This window comes from Pseudomonas sp. TWI923, from assembly GCF_039673365.1.
In the GTDB taxonomy this organism is placed as follows: Bacteria; Pseudomonadota; Gammaproteobacteria; order Pseudomonadales; family Pseudomonadaceae; genus Aquipseudomonas; species Aquipseudomonas sichuanensis.
The window spans coordinates 1-5,271 of sequence record NZ_JBDJLM010000146.1 but is presented as its reverse complement, the minus strand read 5'-3'; the positions used below and the strand labels follow the sequence as shown (position 1 = coordinate 5,271).

5 protein-coding genes are annotated in these 5,271 nt (G+C 67.7%); all 5 read left to right on the top strand.

Going from position 1 to position 5,271, the window contains the following annotated elements:
* Positions 1 to 53 precede the first annotated feature (53 nt).
* Genes ABE459_RS25655 through ABE459_RS25635 form a run of 5 tightly spaced genes read left to right on the top strand, consistent with a single transcriptional unit; the run spans position 54 to position 5,164 of the window.
* Positions 54 to 1,235: an SfnB family sulfur acquisition oxidoreductase gene (locus ABE459_RS25655; protein WP_125861011.1), complete on the top strand. Its 1,182-nt coding sequence runs from the start codon at positions 54 to 56 to the stop codon at positions 1,233 to 1,235.
* Positions 1,235 to 2,626, top strand: a complete 1,392-nt coding sequence (locus ABE459_RS25650; RefSeq protein WP_323831673.1) for an LLM class flavin-dependent oxidoreductase — start codon at positions 1,235 to 1,237, stop codon at positions 2,624 to 2,626. The genes ABE459_RS25655 and ABE459_RS25650 overlap by 1 nt, the downstream gene beginning before the upstream one ends.
* Positions 2,619 to 3,419 (top strand): MetQ/NlpA family ABC transporter substrate-binding protein, encoded by an 801-nt coding sequence (locus ABE459_RS25645; RefSeq protein ID WP_125465998.1) that lies wholly within the window; start codon positions 2,619 to 2,621, stop codon positions 3,417 to 3,419. The genes ABE459_RS25650 and ABE459_RS25645 overlap by 8 nt, the downstream gene beginning before the upstream one ends.
* A 1-nt stretch (position 3,420) precedes the next feature.
* Positions 3,421 to 4,530, top strand: coding sequence for a methionine ABC transporter ATP-binding protein (locus tag ABE459_RS25640; protein ID WP_125465999.1), 1,110 nt, complete (start codon positions 3,421 to 3,423; stop codon positions 4,528 to 4,530).
* Positions 4,520 to 5,164, top strand: coding sequence for a methionine ABC transporter permease (locus ABE459_RS25635; protein ID WP_125466000.1), 645 nt, complete (start codon positions 4,520 to 4,522; stop codon positions 5,162 to 5,164). The genes ABE459_RS25640 and ABE459_RS25635 overlap by 11 nt, the downstream gene beginning before the upstream one ends.
* Positions 5,165 to 5,271: the final 107 nt, after the last annotated feature.

Below are 5,271 nucleotides of genomic sequence, written 5' to 3'. Positions count from 1 at the left end.
CGTCGGAACCGTGGGAGCGGGCTTGCCCCGCGATGAGGCCTTCGGAGAGCACCATGACCGCATCCCTGATCACCAGCGACGCCCAGGCCCTGGCCGTCGCCGAAGAACTCGCCCACCACCTGCGCCAGGACAGCGCCGTGCGCGACCGCGAACGCCGCCTGCCCCACGCCGAACTCGAACGCTTCGTGCACACCGGCCTATGGGGCATCAGCGTGCCCAAGGCCTTTGGCGGCGCCGGCGTGTCCAGTGCCACCCTGGCCAAGGTCGTGGCGCGCATCGCCCAGGCCGACGCCTCGATCGGGCAGATCCCGCAGAACCACTTCTACGCCCTGGAAGTGCTGCGGGTGAACGGCACCCCGGAGCAACAGAAACGGCTTTATGCCGAAGTGCTCGCTGGCCGGCGCTTCGGCAATGCCCTGGCCGAAATCGGCACCAAGAACGCCCACGAACGCACCACGCGCCTGACCCGCGATGGCGAGCATTACCGCATCAACGGCCGCAAGTTCTACTGCACCGGCGCCATTTATGCGCAACGCATCCCGACGCTGGTGATCGACGAACAGGACCTGCAGCACCTGGCGTTCGTGCCCGCCGACAGCCAGGGCATCGAAGTGATCGACGACTGGAGCGGCTTCGGCCAACGCACCACCGGTAGCGGCTCGGTGGTGTTCGACAACGTACCGGTACGCGCTGAAGACGTGGTGCCGTTCGGCAGCGCCTTCGAGCGCCCGACCACGGTCGGCCCGCTGGCACAGATCCTCCACGCGGCCATCGACACCGGCATTGCCCGCGCCGCCTTCGAGGACGCCCTGCACTTCGTGCGCACCCGTAGCCGCCCATGGGTCGACTCGGGCGTCGACAAGGCCAGCGACGACCCACTGACGCTGAAGAGCTTCGGCCACCTGGCGATCCGCCTGCACGCCGCCGAAGCGCTGCTGGAGCGCGCCGGCGAAATCCTCGACATCGCCCAGGCCGACAGCACCGCCGACACCCTCGCCGCAGCCTCGATTGCCGTGGCCGAGGCGCGGGCGATCAGCACCGAAATCTCGCTGGCCGCCGGCACCACCCTGTTCGAACTGGCCGGCAGCCAGGCCACCCTGGCCGAGCACAACCTCGATCGCCACTGGCGCAACGCACGGGTGCACACCCTGCACGACCCGGTGCGCTGGAAGTACCACGCCATCGGTAACTTCTACCTCAACGACGAGAAGCCGCCGCGTCGGGGGACCATCTGATGGCCAAGCAGATCCTGCTCAACGCGTTCAACATGAACTGCATCGGGCACATCAACCACGGTCTGTGGACCCACCCGCGGGACACCTCGACCCAGTACAAGACCCTCGACTACTGGACCAACCTGGCCCGCCTGCTGGAGCGCGGGCTGTTCGACGGGCTGTTCATCGCCGATATCGTCGGCACCTACGACGTGTACGGCCAGTCGCTGGACGTGACACTCAAGGAGTCGATCCAGCTGCCGGTCAACGACCCGCTGCTGCTGGTCTCGGCCATGGCTGCGGCAACCAGGCACCTGGGCTTCGGCCTTACCGCCAACCTCACCTACGAGGCGCCCTACCTGTTCGCCCGGCGCCTCTCCACCCTCGACCACCTGAGCAACGGCCGGGTCGGCTGGAACATCGTCACCGGCTACCTCGACAGCGCCGCCCGGGCCATGGGGCTGGAACAGCAACCCGAGCACGACCGCCGCTACGACCAGGCCGACGAGTACCTGCAGGTGCTGTACAAACTGCTCGAAGGCAGCTGGGACGACGATGCCGTGGTCGCCGACCGCGCGCAGCGTGTGTATGCGCGCCCGGACAAGGTGCACAAGGTCAGCCACCACGGTGAGTTCTACGACGTCGAGGGCTACCACTTGTGCGAACCCTCGCCGCAGCGCACCCCGGTGCTGTTCCAGGCCGGCAGTTCGGCGCGTGGCCTGGCCTTTGCCGGCAACCATGCCGAGTGCGTGTTCATCAGCGGCCAGGACAAGGCCGCCACCCGCGCCCAGGTCGACAAGGTGCGTGCAGCGGCGCAAGCCGCGGGTCGCGACCCGCAGGCGGTCAAGGTGTTCATGGGCATCAGTGTGATCGTCGCCGCAACCGAGGACGAAGCCCGCGCCCTGCACGCCGAGTACCTGCACTACGCCAGCCCCGAGGCCGGCGTGGCGCACTTCGCCAGCTCCACCGGTATCGACTTCTCGCGCTACGGGCTGGACGAGCCGATCGGCTTCGCCAAGGGCAATGCCATCCAGTCCGCCACCCGCCAGCTGCAGGACAGCGCCTGGACCCGCCGCCGCCTGCTGGAGCAGCACGCCCTGGGCGGGCGCTACGTCACCCTGGTCGGCAACCCCGAACAGGTCGCCGAGCAACTGATCGGCTGGCTCGACGACACCGGCCTGGACGGTTTCAACCTGACCCGCACCGTCACCCCGGAAAGCTTCGAGGCCTTCATCGACCTGGTAGTACCCGAACTGCAGCGCCGTGGCCGCTACAAGACCGCGTACGCCGAAGGCACCCTGCGCGAGAAGCTGTTCGCCAGCGACCACCCGCACCTGCCCGCCGACCACCCCGGATCCACCTACCGCAACACCCACACCTCTGCCCCGACTGGAGCCCTGCACCATGCTTGAGAAACTGTTCCGGCCCGTCGCGGCCATCGCCCTGGGCCTCGGCCTGTCCGCCGCCGCCTTCGCCGCCGAGCCACTGAAGATCGGCACCACCGCCGCCTTCGCCATCCCGCTGGAAGCGGCGGTGGCAGAAGCCCACAAACAAGGCCTGGAAGTGAAGCTGATCGAGTTCAGCGACTGGATCGCGCCCAATGTCAGCCTCAACAGCGGCGACATCGACGTGAACTACTTCCAGCACATCCCCTTCCTGGAAAACGCCAAGGCCGCCGCTGGCTTCAACCTGGTGCCCTACGCGCCGGGGATCATCAACAACGTCGGCCTGTACTCGAAAAAGTACAAAAGCTTCGCCGAACTGCCCGAAGGCGCCAGCGTGGCCATCGCCAACGACCCGATCAACAGCGGGCGCGGCCTGCAGTTGCTGGCCAAGGCCGGGCTGATCACCCTCAAGCCGGGCGTGGGCTACAAGGCCACCGAAGACGACATCATCGCCAACCCGAAGAAGATCAAGATTCTCCAGGTCGAGGCCGTGCAGCTGGTGCGCGCCTATGACGACGCCGACCTGGTGCAGGGCTACCCGGCCTACATCCGCCTGGCCAACACCTTCGACGCCACCTCGGCGCTGCTGTTCGACGGCCTGGAAAACAAGGAATACGTGATCCAGTTCGTCATCCGCCCGCAGGAGAAGAACGACCCGCGCCTGGCCAAGTTCGTCGACATCTATCAGCACTCGCCCGCCGTGCGCGCAGCCCTGGACAAGGCCCATGGCAAGCTGTACCAGGCCGGCTGGGAAGGCTGACATGAGCCAGGCCAGCGCCCTCAGGGCGCTTCCCACGCAGCCAGTGCCGCTCAAGGCACCTGAACAAGTGCTGCGCCCGGAGGTGAACCAGGCCCATGTGCGCTTCATCGGCCTGGGCAAGAGCTACCCGGGCCAGGCGCAACCGGCGCTGCAAGGCATCGACCTGAACATCCGCCGTGGCGAGATCTTCGGCATCATCGGCCGCAGCGGCGCCGGCAAGTCGTCGCTGCTGCGCACCATCAACCGCCTGGAGCAGCCAAGCCAGGGCCGGGTGCTGATCGACCAGGTGGACATCGCGCCGTTCGACGAAGACCGCCTGGTGGCCCTGCGCCGACGCATCGGCATGATCTTCCAGCACTTCAACCTGATGTCGGCCAAGACCGTGTGGCAGAACGTCGAGCTGCCGTTGAAGGTAGCCGGCGTGAGCAAGCCCGAGCGCCAGCGCAAGGTGCGTGAGCTGCTGGAGCTGGTGGGGCTGGCGGAAAAACACCACGTCTACCCGGCGCAGCTGTCCGGCGGGCAGAAGCAGCGGGTCGGCATCGCCCGGGCGCTGGTGCACGACCCCGAGATCCTGCTGTGCGACGAGGCCACCTCGGCGCTCGACCCGGAAACCACCGCATCGATCCTCGAGCTGCTGCGCGACATCAACCAGCGGCTGGGCCTGACCGTGGTGCTGATCACCCATGAGATGGCGGTGATCCGCGATATCTGCCAGCGCGTGGTGGTGCTCGAGCGCGGCGAAGTGGTTGAGCAGGGCGAGGTGTGGCAGGTGTTCGGTGCGCCGCGCCACGAGGTCACCCGCACCTTGCTCGCGCCCTTGCAGACGCGCCTGCCCGCCGCCTTGCAGGCCAGCCTGCGGGCCAACCCGGCCAGCCGCGATGCAGCCGTGGTGCTGCGCCTGCAGCTGGTCGGCGAACCGGAGCTGAGCACGCTGTTCAGCGACCTGGGTGGCCGCGTGCGCCTGCTCCAGGGCGGCGTCGAAACCATCGGCGAGCATGCCCTGGGCCAGTTGATCCTGGCCGTGCGCGGCTCAGCGCTGGACACTCATCAATTGCTCGAACGCGCCCGCCGCTGGGCTGCGGATGTGGAGGTACTGGGCCATGTGGATTGATCGCCTGCTGCAAGGCTTGCTCGATACCCTGCTGATGGTCGGCGTGTCCTCGCTGGTGGCGCTGCTTGTGGGGGTGCCGATGGCGGTGCTGCTGGTCACCAGCGACAAGGGCGGGATCTTCGAGGCGCCGGCGCTCAACCGGGTGCTGGGCGCCATCGTCAACCTGTTCCGCTCGATCCCGTTCCTGATCCTGATGGTCGCGCTGATCCCCTTCACCCGCCTGGTGGTGGGCACCACCTACGGCGTGTGGGCGGCCGTGGTGCCGCTGACCATCGCCGCCACGCCGTTCTTCGCACGGATTGCCGAGGTGAGCTTGCGCGAGGTCGACCATGGCCTGATCGAAGCGGCCCAGGCCATGGGCTGCCGGCGCTGGCACATCGTCTGGCATGTGCTGCTGCCCGAGGCGCTGCCGGGGATCGTCGGCGGTTTCACCATCACCCTGGTGACGCTGATCAACTCGTCGGCCATGGCCGGGGCGATCGGTGCGGGGGGGCTGGGGGATATCGCCTACCGCTATGGCTATCAGCGCTTCGACAGCCAGATCATGCTGACGGTGATCGTCATGCTGGTGGCGCTGGTGGCGGTGATTCAGTTGGGTGGGGACAGGTTGGCCAAGGGTTTGAACAAGCGTTGAGCCCATCGCGGGGCAAGCCCGCTCCCACGACCCACCCGGGGAGCGGGGGGGGCCCCCGATACGGTCTTAGCCCCAGAGCAACACAGCCCCCCGCCCCCGCCGCCCCC

Coding starts and splice junctions, on each gene's coding strand:
- ABE459_RS25655 (WP_125861011.1), top strand. CDS start 54: ATGACCGCATCCCTGATCACCAGCGACGCCCAGGCCCTGGCCGTCGCC.
- ABE459_RS25650 (WP_323831673.1), top strand. CDS start 1,235: ATGGCCAAGCAGATCCTGCTCAACGCGTTCAACATGAACTGCATCGGG.
- ABE459_RS25645 (WP_125465998.1), top strand. CDS start 2,619: ATGCTTGAGAAACTGTTCCGGCCCGTCGCGGCCATCGCCCTGGGCCTC.
- ABE459_RS25640 (WP_125465999.1), top strand. CDS start 3,421: ATGAGCCAGGCCAGCGCCCTCAGGGCGCTTCCCACGCAGCCAGTGCCG.
- ABE459_RS25635 (WP_125466000.1), top strand. CDS start 4,520: ATGTGGATTGATCGCCTGCTGCAAGGCTTGCTCGATACCCTGCTGATG.